This is a genomic window from Rhodococcus sp. IEGM 1302 (assembly GCF_030056935.1).
Taxonomy (GTDB): Bacteria; Actinomycetota; Actinomycetes; order Mycobacteriales; family Mycobacteriaceae; genus Rhodococcus_F; species Rhodococcus_F qingshengii.
Genome location: NZ_JASHKY010000001.1, coordinates 405,069 through 428,334, shown reverse-complemented (window position 1 = coordinate 428,334; position 23,266 = coordinate 405,069). Strand labels below are relative to the sequence as shown.

At 60.9% G+C, this 23,266-nt stretch carries 19 protein-coding genes; 11 read left to right on the top strand and 8 right to left on the bottom strand.

Annotated elements, in window-relative coordinates:
- The first annotated feature begins 78 nt into the window (after nt 1–78).
- A complete protein-coding gene (locus tag QM609_RS01995; RefSeq protein ID WP_003943212.1) occupies nt 79–1,701 on the top strand; it encodes a long-chain fatty acid--CoA ligase in 1,623 nt (540 codons plus the stop codon).
- An 87-nt stretch (nt 1,702–1,788) separates the two neighbouring features.
- Here the strand turns inward: QM609_RS01995 and QM609_RS01990 are convergent, their stop codons facing one another.
- The 3 genes from QM609_RS01990 to QM609_RS01980 are packed head-to-tail and all read right to left on the bottom strand — an operon-like array spanning nt 1,789 to nt 4,412.
- The gene (locus QM609_RS01990; RefSeq protein ID WP_050656998.1) at nt 1,789–2,415 is read right to left on the bottom strand and encodes a TetR/AcrR family transcriptional regulator; all 627 of its coding nucleotides are present in this window, start codon (nt 2,413–2,415) and stop codon (nt 1,789–1,791) included.
- A 13-nt stretch (nt 2,416–2,428) separates the two neighbouring features.
- Nucleotides 2,429–3,190 carry a 3-hydroxyacyl-CoA dehydrogenase gene (locus tag QM609_RS01985; protein WP_003942978.1) on the bottom strand — a complete coding sequence of 254 codons (762 nt, stop codon included), beginning with the start codon at nt 3,188–3,190 and terminating at the stop codon, nt 2,429–2,431.
- 28 nt (nt 3,191–3,218) lie between these two features.
- Nucleotides 3,219–4,412: a thiolase family protein gene (locus tag QM609_RS01980; protein ID WP_050656999.1), complete on the bottom strand. Its 1,194-nt coding sequence runs from the start codon at nt 4,410–4,412 to the stop codon at nt 3,219–3,221.
- Nucleotides 4,413–4,780: 368 nt separating this feature from the next.
- Between QM609_RS01980 and lanKC the strand changes: the two genes are divergently transcribed.
- Nucleotides 4,781–7,363 carry a class III lanthionine synthetase LanKC gene (gene lanKC / locus QM609_RS01975; protein WP_050657000.1) on the top strand — a complete coding sequence of 861 codons (2,583 nt, stop codon included), beginning with the start codon at nt 4,781–4,783 and terminating at the stop codon, nt 7,361–7,363.
- A gap of 638 nt (nt 7,364–8,001) precedes the next feature.
- Here the strand turns inward: lanKC and QM609_RS01970 are convergent.
- Nucleotides 8,002–8,136, bottom strand: coding sequence for a hypothetical protein (locus tag QM609_RS01970; RefSeq protein ID WP_256082940.1), 135 nt, complete (start codon nt 8,134–8,136; stop codon nt 8,002–8,004).
- A gap of 484 nt (nt 8,137–8,620) precedes the next feature.
- Between QM609_RS01970 and QM609_RS01965 the strand changes: the two genes are divergently transcribed.
- Together QM609_RS01965 and QM609_RS01960 are read left to right on the top strand one after the other, a co-directional pair.
- Nucleotides 8,621–9,607, top strand: coding sequence for an ABC-2 membrane transporter-related protein (locus QM609_RS01965; protein ID WP_050657001.1), 987 nt, complete (start codon nt 8,621–8,623; stop codon nt 9,605–9,607).
- A gap of 62 nt (nt 9,608–9,669) precedes the next feature.
- The gene (locus QM609_RS01960; protein WP_076948644.1) at nt 9,670–10,908 is read left to right on the top strand and encodes an HNH endonuclease signature motif containing protein; all 1,239 of its coding nucleotides are present in this window, start codon (nt 9,670–9,672) and stop codon (nt 10,906–10,908) included.
- 81 nt (nt 10,909–10,989) lie between these two features.
- On the opposite strand, the gene QM609_RS01955 is transcribed toward QM609_RS01960, so the two are convergent.
- A complete protein-coding gene (locus tag QM609_RS01955) occupies nt 10,990–11,832 on the bottom strand; it encodes an SDR family oxidoreductase (RefSeq protein WP_074447109.1) in 843 nt (280 codons plus the stop codon).
- Between the two features lie 277 nt (nt 11,833–12,109).
- Between QM609_RS01955 and QM609_RS01950 the strand changes: the two genes are divergently transcribed.
- From QM609_RS01950 to QM609_RS01935, 4 genes are all read left to right on the top strand, one after another.
- Nucleotides 12,110–13,117, top strand: a complete 1,008-nt coding sequence (locus QM609_RS01950; RefSeq protein WP_003943163.1) for an AurF N-oxygenase family protein — start codon at nt 12,110–12,112, stop codon at nt 13,115–13,117.
- Nucleotides 13,118–13,150: 33 nt separating this feature from the next.
- Nucleotides 13,151–14,878, top strand: a complete 1,728-nt coding sequence (locus tag QM609_RS01945; RefSeq protein WP_050655025.1) for an FAD-dependent oxidoreductase — start codon at nt 13,151–13,153, stop codon at nt 14,876–14,878.
- A 212-nt stretch (nt 14,879–15,090) separates the two neighbouring features.
- A complete protein-coding gene (locus QM609_RS01940; protein WP_003943075.1) occupies nt 15,091–15,567 on the top strand; it encodes a Zn-ribbon domain-containing OB-fold protein in 477 nt (158 codons plus the stop codon).
- Nucleotides 15,564–16,754 (top strand): lipid-transfer protein, encoded by a 1,191-nt coding sequence (locus QM609_RS01935; protein ID WP_050655024.1) that lies wholly within the window; start codon nt 15,564–15,566, stop codon nt 16,752–16,754. The genes QM609_RS01940 and QM609_RS01935 overlap by 4 nt, the downstream gene beginning before the upstream one ends.
- A 30-nt stretch (nt 16,755–16,784) precedes the next feature.
- Here the strand turns inward: QM609_RS01935 and QM609_RS01930 are convergent, their stop codons facing one another.
- Entirely contained in the window at nt 16,785–17,591 is an 807-nt protein-coding gene (locus tag QM609_RS01930) for an alpha/beta fold hydrolase (protein ID WP_007730412.1), read from the bottom strand.
- A gap of 99 nt (nt 17,592–17,690) precedes the next feature.
- Here QM609_RS01930 and QM609_RS01925 point away from each other — a divergent pair, with 99 nt between their 5' ends.
- Nucleotides 17,691–18,707, top strand: a complete 1,017-nt coding sequence (locus QM609_RS01925) for a helix-turn-helix domain-containing protein (RefSeq protein ID WP_228232290.1) — start codon at nt 17,691–17,693, stop codon at nt 18,705–18,707.
- Here the strand turns inward: QM609_RS01925 and QM609_RS01920 are convergent.
- Together QM609_RS01920 and QM609_RS01915 are read right to left on the bottom strand one after the other, a co-directional pair.
- Entirely contained in the window at nt 18,692–19,399 is a 708-nt protein-coding gene (locus QM609_RS01920) for an ankyrin repeat domain-containing protein (protein ID WP_228232292.1), read from the bottom strand. The two genes, QM609_RS01925 and QM609_RS01920, sit on opposite strands and share 16 nt — an antisense overlap.
- Before the next feature lie 50 nt (nt 19,400–19,449).
- On the bottom strand, nt 19,450–20,160 hold the full coding sequence (locus QM609_RS01915) for a FadR/GntR family transcriptional regulator (RefSeq protein WP_050655023.1): 711 nt from the start codon (nt 20,158–20,160) through the stop codon (nt 19,450–19,452).
- A 216-nt stretch (nt 20,161–20,376) separates the two neighbouring features.
- Between QM609_RS01915 and QM609_RS01910 the strand changes: the two genes are divergently transcribed.
- A complete protein-coding gene (locus QM609_RS01910; RefSeq protein WP_050655022.1) occupies nt 20,377–21,816 on the top strand; it encodes an aspartate ammonia-lyase in 1,440 nt (479 codons plus the stop codon).
- On the top strand, nt 21,816–23,261 hold the full coding sequence (locus tag QM609_RS01905; protein ID WP_007730398.1) for an amino acid permease: 1,446 nt from the start codon (nt 21,816–21,818) through the stop codon (nt 23,259–23,261). Before QM609_RS01910 ends, QM609_RS01905 begins: the two co-directional genes overlap by 1 nt.
- The last annotated feature ends 5 nt before the right edge of the window (nt 23,262–23,266 follow it).

Genomic DNA, 23,266 nt, shown 5'->3' with positions numbered 1-23,266 from the left:
ATCTGGCAGCCACAGCACATCGTTTGTGACGACCCGTGGGCAAAAGCACCGGTCTCACACACCACACAGGAGCAGCCCATGCTGAGCACCATGCAAGACGCCCCCCTCTCCATTGCTCAACTTCTCCGCCACGGTGCCTCCGTTCACGGCGCCTCCGAGGTTGTCACGTGGACCGAGTCCGGCCCGCGCCGTGTGTCCTACGCTGACGTCGGCAAGCGCTGTGCTCAGCTCGCGCACGCCCTGCGCGGGCTCGGCGTCGAGGGCGACGAGCGAGTCGCCACGTTCATGTGGAACAACTCCGAGCACCTCGAGGCGTACCTGGCGATCCCCTCGATGGGCGCTGTGCTCCACACCCTGAACATTCGTCTGTTCCCCGAGCAGTTGATCCATGTCGCCAATCACGCCGAGGACCGCGTGATCATCGTCGACCCGTCCCTGATTCCGCTTCTCTCTCCGCAGCTTCCGTCGCTGACCACCGTCAAACACATCGTCGTCACCGGCTCCTCCACTGCAGGACTCGAAGCTCCCGAGGGAGTGCAGGTTCACACCTACGAGGGCTTGATCGCCGATCAGCCCACCGAGTTCGACTGGCCCGAGGTCGACGAACTGAGCGCTGCCGCAATGTGTTACACGTCCGGCACCACGGGTGACCCCAAGGGCGTCGTCTACTCCCACCGTTCGATCTACCTGCACTCCATGCAGGTCTGCATGAGCGACGGCCCCAACCTCGCGCAGGGCGATCGTGCACTCGCCGTGGTGCCTCAGTTCCACGCCATGTCGTGGGGACTTCCCTACGCCGCATTCATGATCGGTGCTTCGCTGATCATGCCCGACCGCTTCCTCCAGCCTGCCCCGTTGGCTGCGATCATCGCCAGCGAGAAGCCGACGTTCGCCGCAGCCGTCCCCACCATCTGGCAGGGCCTGCACCTCTACCTCGAGCAGAACCCGCAGGACATCTCCTCGATGCGCGAGGTTCTGATCGGTGGGTCCGCGGTACCGCCGGCCCTCATGCACGCATTCGAAGCCGACCACAACGTCTCCGTCCTGCACGCCTGGGGCATGACCGAAACCTCCCCACTCGGATCCGTCGCCCGCCCGCCGGCCGGTGTCACCGGCGACGCGATGTGGAAGTACCGCTACTCGCAGGGTCGATTCCCGGCATCCGTCGAGGCGCGTCTCATCGACGACGACGGCAAAGTTGTTGCACACGACGGAGTTTCCGTCGGCGAACTCGAAGTGCGCGGCCCTTGGATCACCGGGTCGTACTACGGCGTCGATGCGGAAGACAAGTTCAACGACGGCTGGCTCAAGACCGGCGACGTCGGATCCATCACGGCCGACGGCTTCCTGAGCCTGTCCGACCGCTCCAAGGACATCATCAAGTCCGGCGGCGAATGGATCTCATCGGTCGACCTCGAGAACGCCGTCATGGGTCACCCTGACGTCACCGAAGCTGCCGTCATCGGCGTGCCGGACGAGAAGTGGGACGAGCGCCCGTTGGTCGCGGTTGTTCTGCGCGCCGGATCCGAGACCACGATGTCCGAACTCCAGCAATATCTTTCGGACAAGGTAGCCAAGTGGCAGCTCCCCGAGAACTGGGCTGTGGTTCAGGAAGTTCCGAAGACGAGCGTCGGCAAGTTCGACAAGAAACGCCTTCGCGCCGACTACCACGAGGGCGGACTCGAAGTCACTCGCCTCTGACACGGAGTGAATGCTGAAGCATGAATACTGAAGGTGGGCAACAGGTTTTCACTCTGTTGCCCACCTTCATTTAGCGAGCAATGCACTTTACGGACGATAACCGACCGTGCGAAAAGCGATGTCGACGTACTTCTGCGCCAATTGCGACGGCGACATCGGACCGCCGGTCTGGAACCAACGCGGCAGTGACTGCGCCATACCGAGTATTGCCCGGACGGTCTCTTCGGTATCGGTGACCGCGAAATCTCCCGATGCCACACCGTCGTCGACGATCCTGCGCATCAGCAACTCGAGCCGCTTACGACTGGCGGCGTATCGACTTCGACTTTCCGGTGAGACATGCCGGATCTCGGTGTCCAACGCAGCATGCCGCGACCGGTGGGTCATATAGAGAACTATCGCCTCCACCACCAAGGCGAAGCGTCGTACCGGATTTTCGCCGGCCTCCGCTTCTGCCGCTTCGGTTCTGGTATTCAGCTCACTCATCGAGACCTCGAACAAAGCGACGAGAATTGCCTCTTTGTTCGCGTGGTGATAGTAGAGCGCGGGAACGGTTACCCCGACACGATTGGCAATCTGGCGCACCGTCGTGCCGTGGTAACCATTCTCGTCGAAAAGCTCGAGCGAAGCCATCAGGATGTCGGTCATCACCAGCGGCGGGAAGGACCTCCAGTCCACTGCCACCGAGCTCACCGACTCCACCTCGCCAGTCATGTGATAGCCGAAATTACCGCGGTGCCATACGGATTGCACCGTCGAGGCGGATCGTCTCACCATTGAGCATGGGGTTGGAAACGATGTGCGCAGCAAGCGCGCCGTACTCGCTGGGATCACCCAGGCGAGAGGGGTGAGGCACCTGCTGACCCAACGACGCCTGGGCTGCTTCGGGCAGTCCAGCCAGCAACGGGGTCTTGAACAAGCCGGGTGCAATGGTGTTGACGCGGATCAGCAGCGACGCGAGGTCACGGGCGATGGGAAGCGTCATACCGACGACGCCGCCCTTCGACGCGGAGTACGCAGCCTGCCCGATCTGGCCGTCATACGCTGCGACCGAAGCGGTGTTGATGATGACGCCGCGTTCACCGTCGATCGGCTCGGTCTTCGAAATACGTTCCGCAGCAAGACGAAGGACGTTGAAGGTGCCGATCAGATTGACGTCGATGACCTTCTTGAACGCGTCGAGCGGGAAAGCGCCCTTCTTGCTGACCGTCTTGACTGCGTTGCCGATTCCGGCGCAGTTGACCGCCACCCGCAGGGGTCCGAGGGATTCGGCCACATCGAGTGCAGCGGTGACCGCAGCCTCGTCGGTGACGTCTGCCGCCGCGAAGCGGACCCGGTCGCCGAGTTCCTTGGCGATGGCTTCACCGTTGGACGACGGAAGGTCGATGATGACGACGCTGGCGCCGTCGGCAAGAAGGGCTTTGGTGGTGGCCAGGCCGAGGCCGGATGCTCCACCGGTGACGACGGCGACGCTGTCGTTGACGATCATGAGAGTTCCTTTCGAAAGGTTATGTGTTTCAGATGCGTTCGATGATGGTGGCGTTGGCCATGCCGGCGCCCTCGCACATGGTCTGCAATCCGTAGCGTCCGCCGGTGGCCTCGAGGTGGTTGACCATCGTGGTCAGCAGTCGAGTACCCGAGGACCCCAGGGCGTGTCCGAGGGCAATGGCGCCGCCCCACGGGTTGAGCTTTGCCGGGTCGGCGCCGAACTCGTGAGCCCAGGCGAGCGGTACGGGAGCAAATGCCTCGTTGACCTCGTAGGTATCGATGTCGTCGATGCTCAGGCCGGCGCGAGCGAGCACCTTGTGGGTGGCCGGGATGGGCGCGGTGAGCATGAAGATCGGGTCGTCGCCCGCGACCGAGAAGGAGTGGAAGCGTGCTCGCGGCGTCAGCCCCAGCTTCGACGCCATTTCTTCGCTCATGATCAGTGCTGCGGACGCGCCGTCGGTGAGCGGAGACGAGTTACCGGGAGTGATCGACCACTGTGCCTCGGGGAAGCGCTGCGCGTACTTCTCCGAGTAGAACGACGGCTTCAAACCGGCGAGTCCCTCGGCGGTAGTAGACGCGCGAACCGTCTCGTCGACGATATGCGAGACGGTCTCACCGGCGGCGTTGGTCACCGAGATCGGCAGAATCTCCTTGTCGAAGAGCCCCTTCGCCGCTGCCTCTGCTGCCCGCTGGTGGGACTGCGCGGAGAATGAGTCGAGAGCGTCGCGGTCAAGCTTCCACTTGGCGGCGATCAATTCTGCAGAGATTCCCTGGTTGACCAGGCCTTCGGGGTAGCGAGCCGCGACGCCCGGACCGGAAGCGTCCTTCCCCATCGTCGTGGTACCCATCGGGACACGACTCATGGATTCGACGCCTGCCGCGATCACGATGTCGTAGGCCCCGGCGATCACGCCCTGCGCCGCAAAGTGCGCAGCTTGCTGACTTGATCCGCACTGGCGATCAATCGTGGTGGCGGGTACCGACTCGGGGAACCCTGCCGACAGGACCGCGCTGCGGGTGATGTTGAGCGCCTGCTCACCGGCCTGGCCGACGCAACCGCCGATCACGTCGTCCACCAGGGCGGGGTCGAGGCCGTTTCGCGAGGTGATGGAACGCAGAACGTGGGCCATCAGTTCGACAGGGTGCGTCCCGGACAGTGCTCCGCCCGGCTTTCCCTTGCCGGACGCGATCCGGACTACATCGACGATCACTGCCTTGGTCATCTTCGTTCCCTTCGAGGACGTGCATTGCTGGGGCGGTCCGGCACCCGAGTTTCGTGGCGCCGGGTACCGGACCGAGATCGAGGGAGCACCCTGACTTAGCGCTCGCTAAAGAACTACCACCGACTTGATCCTCTCGTCAAGAGGGGGCCTCCGAACTCGAAACAAATGCGGCCGACTAAAAGCTAAGCGATCAGTGACCTCGCCTGGCCCACACCCTTCATTAGTACTTTCGAATGATAGGTTTTCAATCTTCGCCCGAAATGTCCGGAATCGGATAACCTTCCGCCACAAGCAATCCAAGCCACAGGGGATTCGGGGCGTGGCACCAATCGATGACAACCGCAGGGGGACTGACCGGGAGGTTTGGCGTGGACCTGCGATACGTTGCCTTCACGCGTGCCGACCCGCATTTCTACGACCGAATCAGAACGGTCACCCGACCAGATACATCAACTGACCAGCACTTTATCCCCGCGAAGTCGGTGGATTGGTCGCTCTGGCGGCGCGGTCCCCAAAGTGGACCGTGGAACTACTTCCAACCGCCCGACGGTCTGCTGCCAGAACAAGGATGGAAGATTCACTGCTCCGCTACCCAAGCCAACGCGCAGGAGCTGCTCGATACCGTTTCCGTGTATTGCGGTCACAATCATGTGCCGTTCAAATTTCTTCGGACGGCAGCAGACCTGATGTTGTCCAACAGCAAGCAGGCCAATCGAACTTCCAGCGGAAAATTCATCACGATCTATCCGGCGGATGGTGTTGCCACACAACGTGTCATCACCGAACTGGACAAGCTTGTCACCGGTGCCGACGGGCCGTACATCCTCAGCGATGTGCGATGGAACCGGGGACCGCTCTACTTACGGTACGGCGCGTATCTGCCCATGCAGACCTACGATTCATTCGGCGATCGCGTCCCCGCAATTCGGCGTCCTGACGGATCGCTCGAACCCGATGTGCGCGGCACTTCCTTCAGAACTCCGGACTGGGTACAAATCCCGGACTTCGTTCGCGCGCAGCAAGACAAGCTGAAATCACATGACGAATTCCCCTATTCGATCAATGAAGCCCTGCACTTCAGCAACAGCGGGGGGATCTACTCCGCGTTCGACGACGCCGGCATCGATCTGGTCATCAAAGAAGGCCGTCCCTTTACCGCCCCGGACGCCAACGGCCGGTACGCAATCGACCGCATCCGTAACGAGTACGACAAGTTGACTCACCTTGCCGACAACCCGCACACACCTTCTGCGATCAGGTTGTTCGAGCGCGAGGGACACCACTTCCTTGTCACCGAGCGCGCCGCCGGCACTCCCCTGAATCAGGAAGTTGCGCTCCGCCACCCACTGATACGCGCGGACCAGACACTCAGTTCCCGAACGGAATACAGAACCTGGGCACTCGACATTGCACAACAGTTGACTACCGCAGTCGAGAGCTTCCACAACGCCGGAATCGTTCATGCCGATCTTCACCCTGGCAACGTCATGTGCTCACCGTCCGGTATTCGGATCATCGACTTCGAGATGGCCCACAACATCGACGAGCATCCGCCCCGGTCCACCGGAGCCCCCGGATACACAGCACCTCGACAGTTGACAGGAATCGCGGCGGATCGATACTCTTTGGGATGCATCGAGCTGGGACTCTTTGTCCCACTTACTACATTGTTCCCTCTCGATTGCAACAAGATTCCCGAACTCATCGACTATGCGGTGTCTCGATTCGATCTTCCTCGTGCCTTCGGTGCCTCGCTCTATTCGATGCTCGACGTACAGGCGCCGGAACCGGAGAATCGCCCGCATCGTTGGGACACGTCGCCCGGGGAAAACCTGCAACGGGCGGCCGCTCTATTGCGCTGCGGCATCCTCGCCTCGCTTGATCTCTCCCGCCCTGATCGACTCTTTCCCGGTGACATCGCCCAGTTCGAAGTGAACGGCTACGGCATTGCTCACGGCTCGTGCGGAAACCTGCTCGCCGATGTACTTCCCGCAGACACCTTGGAGTCAGTTCTGGAATGGACTGAACATCAAGTTGATTCGGATACTCAACCAAAGTTCGGCTTCTTCGACGGGCTCGCGGGTGCGGTGCATACCTTTCGGCAACTAGGGCGACACTCGACTGCCGACAGATGGGTAGAGACTTTGTGCAAAGCTCCACTCGACGAGCACGACTCCAGCCTCTTCGGCGGCCTTTCCGGAATCGGGTGCCTTCTACTCGAGGAATCGGAGTCATGTCCGGCGGCATCGTCAACTCTCGCTCTCGTCACCGAAACTCTGCGGGATCGCCTTCCGGCTGCTCGCGCACACGTCCACTTCACCGACGGAACATCCTGGGCGACAACGGGTCGCGGCGGCTTGATGAGAGGGCCGAGCGGGCAAGCACTGTTCTGGACTCGCCACTACGAACGGACCGGTGATCCTCGATCGCTGGAACACGCGCGACAGCTTGTCGACATCGATCTGTCCGTGATGCGGATGTGCCCTGACGGTTCGATGCAGCTGACAGAAGAGCGCCGCACGATGCCGTACCTCGGATCGGGATCCGTCGGCGTGGGCCTGGTACTTCTTCAACTTGTTCGACATGTCGACGAGCCGCGCTACGCGTCTGCGCTACTTGCCATATCCCGCGCTGCCGCCGTCGAATTCACTGCCCAAGCCGGACTACTCAACGGGCGAGCCGGGCTGATTCTCTTTCTCGGCGAACTCTCCAAGAGTCCATATGCCGGCGCCGATTGTGAGCAGACGCTTGCCCAGCAGTTCCAGCTTCTGGGCTTGCACAGCCTCAATCACGCAGGAGGACTGCACTTTCCAGGTGAACAGAACCTGAGACTCTCGACAGACTGGGCAACCGGATCTGCAGGAATACTGGCGTTGCTCCGATATACCGGATCGGCAACTGCCCGACAGTCGTTTCCACTGATGTGCGCGTCGAACTGCCACATCGCCTAATTGTTCGGAAGTTATCACCCACGGCAGATTGGAGCACAGAAGTACCAGGCGAAAAACCTGGAATTAAATCAACACCGCAAGCAAACTCGATCGATCAAATCCATCGGCAAGAACGCCGATCAACAAAGGAAATGACAATGGACGCTATTCTCTCCCTTCAAGATCTGTCAGTCGCCGCCGGCAACGTCGGAGACGCAGGCCAGCTCGAGCAGAACGCGGCAATCAGTTCGCTCAGTTTCTTCTGCCTCTGACCTCAGGCCGATACCTCGGAGCAAGTCCGGGGTATCGGCTTTTACAATCCATATCGAAAAGAAAATACGGGTCGCCGCGTCGACTATCGACGAAGCGACCCGTATTGCAATGTCATTCCGCGCTGAACGAGGGAATCATCATGCTTCCCATCACTGCCAAGCCGCTGACATCTCGAAGCGAACCCAGAGCATTACTCAAGAAAGAAAAAAGCATCAGATACTCACCTCCTTAAGCTGCGAGTTTCCGGATCGGAAGGTCATCCCTGCACCCACCCGTCGCTCGACAATGCAGTCAGCATCTCGAAGAAGCTGACGTGGATCGCTGACAGTGACCCGGTGAAAAGACCAAAAACATCTTCCAAGGAACCCATTTTCGCCCTCCCTAATCTATTTGAACGGATTGAACGGGACGTCGAGGCCGAAGTCCACGGAGAGCGCGAAAGGCATTGTGATGATGGACTTGAAAGCAGTCAGCATCATGGGCAAGAGCGCCGAAACCGAACCCAGATCAGATGAATTCATCTCACATCCTCCTATTCGCTCGAGATTCCGACGAGTCCGTCGATGACGACTCCACCGGCATCGATTGACCCGTAGGCGAAATTCAGAATCGCCTGCAAGAACGGAACTAACATTTCCCACTCCTTCGCAACGGACATTCGCATGTCGTCGGTACTATTATCCGTCGCCCGTATTGCGGGATCTGGGGCCGAGCGATCACGATGTGGATGTAACCGTAGACAAAATCCTAGAACATGTGCCAGTTTTTGCGCTTTATTTCAAAGATCCCACCTTAAGTAGGATATTAGACGATTTACTCATAGGTGAACTCGTACTTAAGTCCTACACAAAATGTCGAAATCTGGCGGTTCCGCGTGGCAGGCCCATTACAGAATGAACGGTATCGTTTCATCATGGAACGCATCCACACTTCACCGAGCTGCATTCGCCGATGATCTACGCGACCTGGCGGCAATGCCGAGGGCAGATCGTATGGTCACTGGCGATGATATTCCTCCTGATCCTGACAGCCGCACTTTCAGGCTGGTTCGTTCAGCGTTCGGGCGAGAGTTGGGACTTCGGCGACATCTGCTCACGCTGGTACGACGGAGGTGGCAGTTGCCGTGCCGACACCGCTCTCACCTTGACGACGCTTCTCGTACTCCTACTACCGTTCGCCTCAGGAATGCTGGTCGGCGTCACCACATTCGCCCGAGACTTCGAGCAGGGTCCCGAAAACCTCGATTTTCTCGAGTCCACCAGCCTTGTTCGATGGTATTTCTTGCGGGTCCTGGTGGTCTTCGTTCCCATCACCCTTGCGATGGCAGTCCTGGGCCTGGTGCTCGGCTGGACTCAGACGCTTGGCCGGGGACAGGCGGCAACAAATGAGGCCACCTCGTTTTCCTTGATGGAGTTCCCCAATTTTCAGACGACGGGAATCGTCTTCGGCGCCTACACCTTTTTAGCAATGACTACCGGCAGCGCAGCCGCATTGCTCATCCGCAACACCGTCTTCGCGATGGTCATGACTCTTCTCGCGTTCTTGATCGTGCCCGTCGCACTGAGCGCGACGATGCGCGAGCATTACTTGGCCCCCGACACTGAAGTGCAACCCATCGACGGACTGGCACGTGCAGCGGAATATGCACCGTCGCCGTATGAAAATCTCGACTCGAGGTGGGTCATCGATGCCGGCTTCGCCGATACGGATGGCAACATGATCGACGCCGATTACACAATGTGCTGGGGCTCAGACAATTCCGATCGCAAGCAGCAAGACCTCGAGGTCGACAACTGCCTTCGAGAACAGGGAATCGATCACTATGCCGTGATCTATCACCCACAGAGCCGGTACTGGCAATTTCAGTTCATCGAGACTGCCGTGATGCTGTTGTGCTCCGGGTTGATGGTGGCGCTCGCACTCGTCGGCGCACGTGGACTTCGTCGGCGACCCGCCTATAACCGACTGTCCGAAATGTCGAAATCGATTTGATAGCAGCAATTTTCGATCCACATTCTCTTGTGTTCGAAACTCTGTTCGATTATGCTTTCGGCATGGACAGTCGGGATGCGTGGCAGCTGGATGGCGAGGGCCTCAAGGGGGAGGTTCTGGATCTGGTGCGTGTCCGGCACGAGTTGCAGTCGCGGTTGGTGTTGCTGATCGTGGAGATGTTTTCCCGTGAGGTTCTCGGCGGGAAGGGTTTTCGGGCGATCGCGCAGTGGTTGCATGGTTCGACGAATCTGGAGATCGGTGAGTGCAGTCTGCTGGTCGGGTTGGCGCGGTTGTTGATGCTCGAACCTGTTGTCGCGGATGCGTTTCATCGCGGTGACGTGGATGCGTTGAAGGCGCGGCAGGTGGCGTCGTTTTGTCAGCATCCGCCGAAGAACATGACCCTGGCGGATGTGGACAGGGCTCGCGGGATTTTGTTGTCGTTGGCGTCGAAGAACATTGCGGATTGCGATGCGGTGCGGGCGGCGATTCGGCGGATCGAGAAGCAGTACGGCAAGCGCGAGGACGGCGTCCCGGTCGGCGAGGATTCCGAACGTAACGAGTTCTACGCCTCGAAAGGCTTGTACGGGCGGGTCACTGTGAAGGGTGATCTGGATGCGATCAACGGGGCCCGGTTGATCACGTTGTTGTCGAGCCTGTCTGCGCCGACACCGGAGAAGGACGGCGTGAAGGACACGCGTACTCCGGCATTACGGCGTGCGGACGGGTTTTGCGAGTTGTTGCGCCGGTACGAGCGGGCGGGGTTGGGCCCGATCGAAGGCGGGGTGAAACCGCACATCACGGTCACCGCGTCCGCGAAAGACATGACCGACCTTAAAGTTCTGAAAGACCTGTTGCCGTCCACTGAGGAGTTGGGATTTGCGTGGACGGATTGGGTGGGCCCGATCAGTATCGACACCGCACGGATGCTGGCGTGCGACTGCACGATCACGCGGATCTTGTTGGACGAGAATGGTGTTCCGCTCGACTGCGGCAAGGAAGCGAGAACGGCGACGGTTCCGCAGCGGCGGGCGTTGGCGGTTCGTGATGGTGGGTGTGCGTTTCCGGGGTGCGGGACACCGTCGGGGTGGTGCGATGCTCATCATATTGTTCACTGGAACGATGGTGGCCCAACAGATCTCGATAATCTGATTCTGTTGTGTGGCCATCATCATCGGACGCTGCATCACACCGAGTGGCGTGTCGAGATCGGCCCGGATCGGAAATCGGTGTTCTATCCACCGATGTCGATCGATCCGTATCAACAGCCGATCGGCGGGAACAGCCCACCTACAGCAGCCTGAACCGCGACAATCGAATACATCAGCACCGGGGACGAACCATGCCCCGGTGCTGGTGCACGTTTCTGGTCAGATCCCAGCCCCTCAGATCCCAGCCCTTCGCACGAGAGCGTCAGTGGCAGAAGGGGATACAACGTCAATCGCTCGTAACAGCCCCGCGTACCGCGGATACAGCTCGACGGGACGCGTATTGATCGCCCTCAAGATCCACGATGCAGCTTGATCGGCCGTCAGCGCCGGCTGGCTCACGTAATCCGCCGTCGGCGCGATCATCGGTGTTCGTATGAGTGGGAATTGCACTGTGGTGACATCGACACCGGTGCCGTGACATTCCGCGCCGAGGCTTCGGCCGAATGCACTGAGAGCAGACTTCGACGCGTGATAGGCACTGAACCTCGGCATCACGCCCGCAGTGACTCCCCAGGTTCCGACGTTGATGATGTGTCCGGACTTCGCCTCGAGCATCGCGGGCAGTAGCCGCAACGTCAGTCTTGTCGGCCCGAAGTAGTTCAGCGCCATGGTGCGCTCGTAGTCATGGAATCGGTCGACCGAATCCAACGCGGTACGCCGGATCGAGCGACCCGCATTGTTGACGAGGATGTCGACCGACCCGAATCGATCCGCGATCGTCTCCGCGAGTTCGTCAACGGCTTCACCGCGGGAGAGGTCCGCAGGCACGATGTGTGCCCATCCTCCCCTGCGGTGAATCTCGTCCCGTACGTGTTCGAGGTTTTCCTCACCGCGCGCGACCAGGATCATCTCGGCTCCCCGACGAGCCAAAAGATGAGCTGTCGCCTCACCGATCCCCGACGAGGCTCCCGTCAGGACGATGGTCTTGTCGGAAAGCGTGACGCCGCGAGACGGAACAAGGGAGCGCAGACGCGTCGGCGGTCTCAATGCAAGATTGCTGAGAATCGATCTGATCACGTCGGCCTCGGTTCGATCTTCGCGTGCGATTCGGTGCGAACCCGTCCCTGAACAGCCCACTTCGGACGCACCGCGGAAATTACTCAAAAGTAAGTTATGGCGCCGTTTCGGCCGTGTCAAGAATTCGTCGGGATTCAGGAGTATCTGCCACTAGCTTTTCCTGATACCTCGGGTTACATTAAATCCAGACCGAGTGCCAGCGATCACACAACCGGCCCTCGATTCCACCGAACACCGCGAGAAATACCAGCGGTGACCGAAACGAAGAGGAGACGCCATGACGCTCACATCGCCGCTCGACAAGCGCGGAGAAGCATCCGACGACTCGTACAACGAGACGCTTCGACTCCTGTCCGAGGGCTCGGTGCACAAGCACTTCGACCCGTACCTCGACATCGACTGGGACTCCCCCGAGTTTGCCGTCGTCCCGAACGATCGCCGCTGGATCCTCCCGGCCGAGACTGACCCGCTGGGCGCACACCCGTGGTACCAGTCGCAGTCCGAGGCCAGGCAGATCGAAATCGGCATGTGGCGCCAGGCCAATGTCGCGAAGGTCGGTCTCCAATTCGAGAACATCCTGATCCGCGGCATGATGCAGTACGTCTTCTCACTGCCCAACGATTCGGCCGAGGCGCGCTACTGCACGCACGAGTCGGTCGAAGAGTGCAACCACACGATGATGTTCCAGGAGATGGTCAACCGCATCGGTGCCGACGCTCCCGGGATGAGCCGTCCGATGAAGATGCTTGCACCCTTCATCCCCCTCGCTGCGGGTCCGTTCCCCGAACTGTTCTTCGTCGGTGTCCTCGCCGGTGAAGAGCCCATCGACCACATTCAGAAGAGCATCCTGCGCGCCGGCGGCCAGATCCACCCGATCATGCAGTCGGTCATGGCCATCCACGTAGCCGAGGAAGCGCGTCATATCTCGTTCGCGCACAAGCTTCTGAGCCGCCGCATCCCGCTGATGTCACGCCCGAACCGGTTTGTCCTCTCGCTGCTGTTCCCGATCGTCATGCGCATTCTCTGTGACGCCATCGTCATCCCGCCGAAGTCCTTCTGGAAGCAGTTCGACATCCCGAAGTCCGTGAAGAAGGACCTGTTCTGGGATCTGCCCGAGTCGCGACAGACCCTGCGCAACTACTTCGGTGACGTCCGCATGCTGGCCACCGACACCGGCCTGATGAACCGTGCCTCGCGCCTGGTGTGGAAGGCCTGCAAGATGGACGGCCGCGCATCACGCTTCCGTAGCGAACCTCACCGCAGCTCGCACAACGCCGCCGCGTAGCTCCCGGACAGTCGAGATCGGACTCATAGCGCCATGCCACACGTAGTCACGCAGTCCTGTTGCAGCGACGCCTCGTGCGTCTACGCCTGCCCGGTCAACTGCATCCATCCGACGCCGGACGAGCCGGACTTCCTCACCGCCGAGATGCTGCACATCGATCCGCAGGCCTGCGTCGACTGCGGCGCATGCGTCTCGGCCTGCCCGGTCGACGCCATCGTCCCCGAGTCGAAGCTGACCGACCCGCAGCGAGTCTTCCTGTCCATCAATTCGGACTTCTACAAGGAAGAGCGGCCCAGGCCGCTTCTCGCCAAGGTCATCCCGGCAGCCCACGTCGACAAGGGCCGACCGCCGTTGCGCGTTGCCATCGTCGGTTCCGGACCGTCGGCGATGTACGCCGCGGACGAGTTGCTGACTCAGCCTGACGTGCAGGTCAACGTCTTCGATCGCCTTCCTGTGCCTTACGGCTTGGTTCGCGCCGGCGTTGCTCCGGACCATCAGAAGACCAAGCAGGTCACTCGCTTGTTCGACAAGATCGCCGCACAAAAGGGTTTCGAGTTCTACCTCAACGTCGAGATCGGCAAGCACATCTCGCACAGCGAACTGCTCGAAAATCACCATGCGGTGCTCTACGCAGTCGGCGCTTCGTCCGACCGTGGTCTCGGCATTCCGGGCGCTGATCTGCCTGGCACGGCCTCGGCCACCGACTTCGTGGCCTGGTACAACGGCCACCCCGATCACGCCGACGACGTCTTCGATCTCTCGCATCGCCGCGCGGTCATCATCGGAAACGGAAACGTCGCGCTCGACGTCGCTCGCATTCTGACGGCCGATCCCGAGAAGTTGGCGGGCACTGACATCTCCGCTCACGCACTCGCCGCTCTGCGGAAGAGTCGCGTCGAAGAAGTTGTCATCGTGGGTCGACGCGGAATCGCGCAGTCCGCGTTCACAGTCCCCGAGTTCACCGGCCTGATGGCACTGCCGGACATCGAACTCTCTGTCGGACCCGACGACATGGTTCTCGACTCGGCCACCGAAGAACTGGCAAAACGCGGCGAGCTTCCGCATGCCGTCGAGCAGAAGTTGCGTCTCCTCGAAGCACTGAAGAACCGCGATCACGTCGACGTCGGCAACAAGCGCATCACGTTGCGCTACCTGCTCACACCGACCTCGATCACCGGCGACGATCAGGTCAGCGGAATCGAGTTCGCTCGCAACGCTCTTGTCGACGCAAACGGAACCGTGCAGATCGAAGCAACCGGCGATACCGAGACCATCGATACCGGCTTGGTCCTCACCTCGATCGGCTACCGCGGAGTGCCCATCCCCGGCGTCCCGTTCGACGAGCGTGCGTCGGTCATTCCGAACGAGAACGGCCGAGTCCTCGAAGCTCCGAACGGTGATCCCGCCACCGGGGTCTACGCGACCGGTTGGATCAAGCGCGGACCGAGTGGGTTCATCGGCACCAACAAGTCCTGCGCGCAGGAAACGATCAGGATGCTCGTCGACGACTTCAACGACGGACGCCTGACCAACCCGGTCGCCGACGACTCCGCAGTCGATCGTCTGGTCCGGGCGCGACAGTCCGACGTCGTCGACCGCGAGGGCTGGCATGCCATCGACAAGGCGGAACTGGAACGCGGCGCTGCGCACGATCGTGCCCGCGAAAAGGTTCTGGATCAGGTCGAGATCACCTCCATCCTCGACGCTGCGGCCCGGGTGAAACCGACGCGTCGATTCGGTCGATCTGTACGCGTTCGCTGATCCGCTACAGGTAAACAGCTACTTTCACGCACACGGCCCCGCCTGCAGACTCGTCTGCCCGGCGGGGCCGTCTGCGTTCCGGCAACGTCCCACTCAGCGAAAATTTTTGCCCGTCAGCGGCCGAAATCGTGTAATACTGCAACCTGTTCCAGTAAGCGGCACAGCGGGCCCACGATCCCCCGGATCAGGCTCGCCAACCAGATGAGGATTGCATGAGCGAGACTGCAACGCCGGCGCCGAACGGGAGTGTGACGCCTGCAGTAGAGGGTTGGTTCACCACCGGCGACGAACCTGCTCTGATCGGCACGAAGTGCCAATCCTGCGGCACCATTTCCTTCCCTCGTGAGGCGACGTTCTGCAAGAACCCGAGCTGCTTCAGCGAGGAGTTCGACGACGTGGAACTCTCCCGCCGCGGCACTGTCTGGTCGTACACCGACGCGCAGTACCAGCCCCCGCCGCCGTACATCCCGCGCTCGGATCCGTACGAGCCTTTTGCTCTCGCAGCAGTCGAGCTGCCCGAGGGGATCGTCATCCTCGGCCAGGTGGCCGACGGATTCGGCGTCGACGATCTCAAGGTCGGCAATACCGTCGAATTGGTTGTCGAGCCGCTGTACACCGACGAAACCGGAGTACGTACGACGTGGCGCTGGAAGCCTGTCGCCGCAGCTGATCAGGAGTTGCAGTCATGAGCAAGGACGTCGCAGTACTCGGTGTCGGTATGCACCCCTGGGGCAAGTGGGGGCAGTCGTTCGTGAAATACGGCGTTGCGGCCGCTCGCGCCGCGCTCGCCGATTCGGGTGTGAATTGGCAGGATGTCGACTTCATCGTCGGCGGCGAGACCGTCCGCAACGGGTACGGCGGATACGTCGCCGGAGCCACCTTCGCGCAGGCACTCGGCTGGAACGGCGCTCGCGTCGCCACGTCGTACGCCGCGTGTGCGACGGGAGCCCAGGCACTCGACACCGCTCGCGCACGAATCCTGGCCGGCCTCAGCGAAGTTGCCCTGGTCGTCGGCGCCGACACCACGCCGAAGGGCTTCCTCGCTCCCGTCGCCGGTGAGCGTTGGGACGACCCGGACTGGCTGCGCTTCCGCCTCATGGGTATGACCAACCCGGCGTACTTCGCGCTCAACGCGCGTCGTCGCATCGACCTCTACGGCGCCACCGCGGAGGATTTCGCCAACGTGAAGGTCAAGAACGCCAGGCACGGGCTGAGCAATCCGAATGCGCGCTACCGCAAGGAAGTCACCGTCGAGAACGTGTTGGCCTCCCCCGTGGTGTCCAATCCCCTTCACCTGCTCGACATCTGCGCGACGTCCGACGGCGGCGCCGCAATCTTGCTGACGTCGATGGAATACGCCCGCAAGATGGGCATCTCGGAACCTGTTCGCATCAAGGCTATTTCGACGGTCACGCCGACGTTCCCCCAGACGATCATGGACATGCCGAACTTCTCCACCGATTCCAGTTCCGCCGTTCCCGCTCCGGAGCGCACGTTCAAGGAATCCATCGGCTACGCCGCATACGAAGAAGCCGGGATCTCTCCCGAGGACGTCGACGTCGCCGAGGTCTACGACCTCGCTACCTCGGTGGAACTGGACTGGATCGAAGACCTCGCGCTGTGCAAGCGGGGCGAGGCCGAGCACCTTCTGCGTGCGGGTGACACCAGTATCGGAGGCCGCATCCCGGTCAATCCGTCCGGTGGTCTCGCGTGCTTCGGCGAAGCCGTTCCCGCACAGGCACTTGCGCAGGTGTGCGAGCTCACCTGGCAGCTGCGCGGACAAGCCGAAGGCCGTCAGGTCGAAGGCGCCCGCATCGGTATCACCGCCAACCAAGGTCTGTTCGGACACGGCTCCTCGGTAATCGTTTCCGCCTGACCCTGTTCTACTTTCGTGGCGGTCGCACACTCACCCGTGAGCGGCCGCCACGATCACGTCTGCCACTGCCCCTGGCTGTGAGACCAGCGAGGCATGGGAGGTCGGGAGTTCGCTGGTGTTCGCGCCCATCCGGTTTGCCATGAACCGCTGCGCCGATGCGGGGATCACGCGATCCTCACCGGCAACCAGATACCAGCTCGGTGTGTTCGCCCACGACGGTGGCCCGCCGAGCTCGAGGTTCGCCCACAAAGCCGCAGACTTCTGATGCGCCAACATCGTTGCCGCTGTCTCGTCGGAAACATCCTGAGCGAAGACGGAATGGAAATACTCGTCCGTGACGTAGCCGTCGACGTTCTTCCCGCCGATCGCGTGAGGATCGTCGACGATCTTCAATCCCAGAGCCGGAGGAAGCAATTGGCTGCCAGGAAACCTGATGGGATCGATCGTGATCTGCACCGGCTCACCCTGAACCGGAGCAAACGCCGCGATGTACACCAACGACTGCACCTTCGGGTCGTGAACATTGGTGATCACCGCGCCGCCGTACGAGTGTCCGACGAGCACGACAGGTCCGTCGATGTCCGCAACCGTCTTCTCGATCACGGACGCGTCGTAAGCGGGCCCGCGTAGAGGATTGTCCGGCGCCACGACGCGATAGCCACGCGAACGTAGGTCGGCGGCAACGCCGTCCCAACTGGTCGCGTCGGCAAAAGCGCCGTGGACGAGAACGACGGTTGGCTTGGGGCTCGCCACCGCAGCGCCGGAGCCGAAGATCACTCCAGCCGCGACTGTCATGAGTAACGCCAGAACTGCGGTGAATACACGTGAGATCTTCATGCGTTTCCTTCACTCTCGTCGAAAAGCGAGAAACTGCGGTAGGCCGGGACACGCCCGTTTCGATCCTAGAAATACCTGCTGCGACGGACGTGACTGTCCGTGCAGACTTTTGAGCTCACACTGCACAACTTCTGGTTGAGCGTCCGCATCGCGGGGTATCAGGGCTGCATGGCTTTGCTCCTGGATACTTCCGTGTTGGAGCCTGACCAACGCGCGGACGCCTTTGTCGACGCGATGGGTCGTGCCTCGGTCCCGTGTGCAATCCACTTGGAGAACCCGGAACGGGTGAGCGCGAGAATGAACGTGTGGAACCTCGGTGCAGCATCACTGTTCCGCTCCGAGTCGACCGGTATGCGGTTGACCCGAACACCACGTCACGTCCGGTCCGCGTCGATGCCCGTCCTTGTGATTGCCCTGCAGGAGATCGGGATCGGCCATCTAGATCAGCACGACGAACAACGCAGAGTGCCCGCCGGTGAGCTGTTGATGACGGACCTGACGTCGACCTACGATTTCTCCTGGCCGGGAACGGGCGCTTCCCAGTGCCTCTACGTTCCGATGGATCGGCTGGGACTGCCGATCGACACCGTGCGGGACGCAGCTACCCGGCCTCATCACAGCAATCTGTACCCCGTGATGATCGCGCACGTTCGTGAATTGTTCCGCAGCGCCGCTCTGTTGGAGACCGATCCTGCCGCCGAACAATTGGGCGAGGCCTCGATCGAACTCGCACGTGCTTTGGTCGCTTCGATCGCACATGCGAATCCTGACGCATCCGCTCCGAGATCGGCCCTTGCCATGACTTCGATCCGTCGATACATCCGTGAACACCTTCACGATCCGACACTGAATCCCGCACGAATTGCTCAAGCCCACAACATCTCACTGCGACAGCTGTACAAGATCTGCTCGGACAACGGCTTTCGGATCGAACAGTGGATCATCACCCAGCGCCTGCAGAAGGCTCGGGACGAACTGGCTCGACCCGCTACCGTCGATCTGCCGATCGCGACCGTTGCGCACCGGGCGGGGTTTGTCGACGCCGGACACTTCAGCCGACGCTTTCGACAGGCCTACGGGCTGAGCCCGACTCGTTGGCGTCAGCTCCGCGATTGAAGCAGCGCCACAACGTCTGACTGACCACGACTTTCGGCATTGTCCAACGCGGTCTTCCCCGATGCATCCCGGATCGAGGGATCTGCCCCCGCGTCGAGAAGCTGAGTGATCACGTCGATATAGCGCACCGAACCATCGCCGTACACAACGGCTTCGAGTAGCGCCGTCCACCCGGGATCGTTGACGTGATTGACCGGAACCCCGGCAGCGATCAGCATCCGGACGCTCTCGACATGCGCGTGTTCACTCGCGGGAATCAGCGCCGTACCGCCGTAACGGTTCACGCTGTCGACGTCCGCGCCGTGGGCGAGCGTGAGCGCCAGAATCTCGTTCAAACCCTCGGCTCCGGAATACAGGAAGGCCGAATCCTGCATGGAATCCTTCGCGTTCACGTCTGCTCCGGCAAGAATCAACGTAGAAGCCGCGGCGACGGCGTCGTTCTTGGTGGCCTCGACGAGTGGAGTCCGTTCGCCCTCGCCGCGAGCTTCGATGTTCGCGCCCGAAGCCAGGGCCGCGGTGATCGCTGCCGGATCATTGCGGTCCACCGCATCGAAGAGTGCCCGTTCGGATTCCGGCGTCGATGGCGGCTTTACGCCCGTAATCGATACAGCTGCCGTTGTCGTCGCTGACGCGGCGATCGTCGACGTCACCGCGGTGTCGGACGAACTGCAGCCGGCCAACGCCCCGGTCACTGATACCGCGAGGATAACGCAGACGAGGACAGACCTACCCGGAAGCGCCGTCACAGCGGATTACTTTCTTGGACAAGAGTTTCAAGCGTCATCCTGACGGCGTCCAGATGTTCGGCCATCGCCCTGGAGGCGTGGTCGTAACTGCCTGATGCGATTCCTTCGACTATTCGTTCGTGTTCCTCGTTCGACCTTTCCTGGCGACCGGCAACAAGATTGAGTGTCTCGGACTGCCTTGTCAACGCTTCACGAATATCGACGATTACGGACTCGAAGACCCGATTCCTACTGGCTTTCGCGATCAGTCCGTGGAACTGCGCATCGAGTGCGACCCATACGAGCGGATCATCCTCGTCACGCATCTGCTGGACCAGTCCGCGGAGGGCCGTCAACTCCTCCGCTGTGTGCCGTTGGGCAGCCCACCCTGCGGCCGGAATTTCAACATGCGGCCGCGCTTCGACCAACTCGTTGGCCGCGTAGCTGCCGAAGTCGAGGTCTCGCGCTATCGAATCGCTGACGACGAAGGTGCCGAGCCCGGATTTCGTCTCGGTGAGCCCGAGGGCATGGCACGAGCGCAGGGCTTCACGGATGACCGATCGACTGACCCCGTGTCTTTCGGCCAGGGACGCCTCGGACGGGAGACGCTCTCCGACTGCCAGTTCGCCGGAGGTTATTGCGGCACGGAGGTCTGCGAGGACTGCCTCGGCAGCACTCACCCGCGAGGCGACGGGTCGCCTGGTGGCCCAGCTGTCTGACAGGTTCATGCCGTCATTGTTGCGACTGCCGAAGACCCGCGTCAAACATCGCACCTGATGAAGGGTTGACGTGCCGGAGTGAGCGAGGTAACAATTACACCTGTCAGACAGCCTGATAGCCCGATAGCTGGGCGGGACTACTACTCGACCGTCAGCGCTGCGATCCCGAAATACACCCACCGCGCAGAGTGATGCTTGCGCGAAGAGACACGAGGAATTGATCAAGTGCTCGAAACGCGAACAGAACACGATCTGCTCGGCGATCGCGAGGTTCCAGCCGATTCGTACTGGGGTATCCACACCTTGCGCGCAATGGAGAACTTCCCGATCACTGGTCGAACAATCGCCACGAACCCGCATCTGATCCGCGGCATCGCTTACGTCAAGTGGGCCGCAGCCAGCGCAAACGAAAAGCTGGGCATCCTCGACCGCCCGCGCGCGGAGGCCATCTCACAGGCATGCAAGGAGATCGTGGACGGGCGGTGGCACGAACAGTTCGTGGTGGACGTCATCCAGGGTGGCGCCGGCACGTCGACGAACATGAATGCGAACGAGGTCATCGCCAATCGCGCGTTGGAAATCCTCGGCCACCAGCGCGGCGACTACGAACGGCTTCACCCCAATGAACACGTGAACCTGAGCCAATCGACCAACGACGTCTACCCCACGGCCGTGAATATCTCGACGATCTTCGCGATCGATGACCTGCTGGATGCACTTCTTACACTCCAGAACGCATTCACGACCAAATCTCTTCAGTTCGCCGACACAGTGAAGATGGGACGCACCCAACTGCAGGACGCCGTGCCGATGACCCTGGGTCAGGAGTTCGGGACCTACGCGGTCATGATCGAGGAGGATCGGGCGCGTCTGGCTGAGGCCGCTCTTCTCGTTCACGAGATCAACCTCGGTGCGACTGCTATCGGCACTGGCCTCAACGCACCCGCCGGCTACGCCGAGGTGGCCTGTTCCGACCTGGGCGCACTGACCGGACTGCCGCTGGTGTTGGCAACGGATCTTGTCGAAGCGACCCAAGACGTGGGCCAGTTCGTCCACCTCTCCGGCGTCCTCAAGCGGGTCGCTGTGAAGTTGTCCAAGGTGTGCAACGATCTCCGGCTGCTCTCTTCGGGCCCGCGAGCGGGATTGAACGAGATCAATCTTCCACCGGTGCAGGCAGGTTCGTCGATCATGCCGGGCAAGGTCAATCCTGTCATTCCCGAAGTCCTCAATCAGGTCGCGTACGAAGTCATCGGCAACGACGTGACGATCACGATGGCTGCGGAATCCGGTCAGCTCCAACTCAACGCTTTCGAGCCGATCATCGTGCACTCACTGTCCGAAGGAATGCGACACCTCGGTGCGGCTTGCCGCATTTTGGCGGACCGGTGCGTACTCGGCATCACGGCTAACACCGAACTGCTGCGCGCCCGAGTCGAAGACTCCATCGGCCTCGTCACCGCGCTCAACCCCTACATCGGATATACCGCGTCCACTCGGATCGCCCAGGAGGCGTTGATTTCCGGGCGTCGCGTCGCAGATCTCGTAATCGAAGCCGGCCTGCTCGACCGAGAGGAACTCGATCGGTTGCTCAGCCCCGAACATCTCGCCAATCTCCGCGTTTCGGGCGAGAAGCCTCATGCCACCGCTGTTGCGGAGGAGGTTTGATGACCGTCGAACGGGAAGAGACAGGCCGCGCCGAAGTTGCCACTGAGGAGGATCTTGGGTATCAGAAAGCGCTCGGCCCCAGACAAATTCAGATGATCGCGATCGGTGGTGCGATCGGAACCGGCCTTTTCATGGGTGCGGGAGGGCGACTACAACAGGCGGGCCCGGCCTTGGTTCTCGTGTACGCGCTGTGCGGATTCTTCGCGTTCCTGATCCTGAGGGCACTCGGCGAACTGGTGATGCACCGACCGACTTCCGGATCCTTCGTTTCCTACGCACGCGAATTCTTCGGCGAAAAGATGGCTTTCGCTGCGGGCTGGTTGTACTGGATGAACTGGGCAATGACTGCCGTGGTCGACGTCACGGCTGTGGCGTTGTACATGAACTTCTTCAAAAAGTACTGGGCGCCACTGGGACACATCGATCAGTGGATGTTCGCTCTGATCGCGGTGTTGCTGGTTCTCGGACTGAATCTCGTGTCCGTGAAAGTCTTCGGAGAGTTGGAGTTCTGGTTCGCGTTGATCAAGGTCGTGGCCTTGACCGCATTCCTCGGGTTCGGTGTCTATTTCGTACTCTTCGGCACGCCCATCGAAGGGCATTCCTCCGGATTCAGCCTGATCGCCGACAACGGTGGGCTGTTCCCCAACGGAATACTGCCGGCAGTCGTGGTGATTCAGGGCGTCGTGTTCGCTTACGCTTCAATTGAACTCGTGGGGACCACGGCTGGAGAGACCGAAAATCCCCGGAAGGTGATACCCAAGGCGATCAACACAGTGATCATTCGGATCCTCGTCTTCTACGTGGGGTCGGTCCTGCTGCTCTCACTGTTGCTCCCGTACACCGAATACCACGCCGGTGAAAGTCCATTCGTCACATTCTTCGGTTCGATCAACATCCAAGGCGCAGATGCGATCATGAATCTGGTCGTTCTCACGGCGGCGTTGTCTTCCCTCAATGCCGGATTGTATTCGACCGGACGAATACTCCATTCGATGGCGACGGCCGGTTCGGCGCCTGCCTTCGCTGCCAGAATGAACAAAGCCGGAGTGCCGTACGGGGGAATCGCACTCACCGGCGTGGTCATCCTGTTCGGCGTCGGGCTCAATGCTGTTGTCCCAGCGCAGGCCTTCGAAATAGTCCTCAATCTTGCGGCACTGGGCATCATCAGTGCATGGGCGGTAATTGTGCTGTGCCAGTTGAGGCTCTGGCAACTTGCGAAACAAGGCAAAGTCACTCGCCCTTCCTTCCGCATATTCGGCGCACCGTACACCGGGATCGCGACACTGGTCTTTCTTGCGGTCGTTATCGTGTTGATGGCATTCGACAACCCTGTTGGAACGTGGACCGTCGGATCCATCGCGATCATCGCACCGCTCTTGATGATTGGTTGGTACGCCGCCAGGAATCGTATTCGCGAGTTGGCCATCCACCACCCCGCAGCTTGACGTGA